Genomic DNA, 1,192 nt, shown 5'->3' on the forward strand with positions numbered 1-1,192 from the left:
CAGGTAGACGCCGCTAAACCCAGAGAGAAGGCCTACAAGCTGGCAGATGGTGCTGGTTTGTATCTTGAAGTCGTTCCCTCTGGTTCCCGATACTGGCGGATGAAATATCGCTTCAATGGAAAAGAGAAGCGTATGGCTTTTGGGGTCTATCCGGCAGTGTCTCTTGCACAAGCGAGGGCACTGCGTGATGAAGCCAAGAAAAAGCTGGCCGAGGGTATCGATCCATCTTTTGCCAAGAAAGAAGAAAAGCTAGTTCGTGATGTGCAGCTCAATAATACGTTTCAGGAAGTGGCGCTTGAATGGCACGGAACGAAGGTGAGCCGGTGGTCAGAAGGTTATGCCTCGGACATTATCGAAGCCTTCAATAAAGATATTTTCCCCTATATTGGCCAACAGCCGGTGAATGAAATCAAACCGCTGGTTCTGCTTAATGTGCTGCGTCGAATGGAAAGCCGTGGCGCGACAGAGAAAGCCAAGAAAGTTCGCCAGCGCTGCTGCGAAGTCTTTCGTTACGCCATCGTTACCGGCCGTGCGGAATATAATCCTGCGGCGGATCTAACCAGCGCGATGTCAGGACATGAATCGAAGCATTATCCCTTCCTTACTGTTGAGGAGTTACCTGATTTCTTCAAAGCTCTCTCTGGCAATACAGGAAGTCCGCTGGTTGTTCTTGCCGCTCGTCTGCTGATCCTTACGGGAGTTCGCACTGGCGAGCTCCGGGGTGCTTTCTGGAGTGAGTTTGAACTTGAAAAAGCGGTGTGGGAAATACCTGCCGAGCGTATGAAGATGAAACGGCCCCATCTTGTCCCCCTTTCTACCCAAGCGCTGGAAATCGTACAGCAGCTCAAAGTGATGACTGGGCAATATCCTCTGGTGTTTCCTGGGAGAAATGATCCCCGCAAAACGATGAGCGAAGCGAGTATAAATCAGGTGTTCAAGCGGATTGGATATACGGGGAAGGTAACGGGGCATGGTTTCCGCCACACGATGAGTACGATTTTGCATGAGGAAGGGTTCAATACGGCGTGGATTGAAACCCAGCTTGCGCATGTCGATAAGAACGCGATTCGTGGGACGTACAACCATGCTTTATATCTGGAAGGAAGGAGGAAGATGATGCAGTGGTACGGGGAATGTATTGAAAGTATGTTTGAAAGAAAAGTAGCCGTTAAGTTGCAGGCTAATACAAAGG

1 protein-coding gene is annotated in these 1,192 nt (G+C 49.9%); it reads left to right on the top strand.

What is annotated here, in order from left to right; genetic code table 11:
- A partial coding sequence (locus IPZ49_RS22995; RefSeq protein ID WP_193762904.1) for an integrase arm-type DNA-binding domain-containing protein occupies positions 1-1,192 on the top strand: 1,192 nt, incomplete at both ends.

Origin of the sequence: Enterobacter cloacae complex sp. S2, from assembly GCF_015159675.1 — a bacterium.
GTDB lineage: Bacteria > Pseudomonadota > Gammaproteobacteria > Enterobacterales > Enterobacteriaceae > Enterobacter > Enterobacter intestinihominis.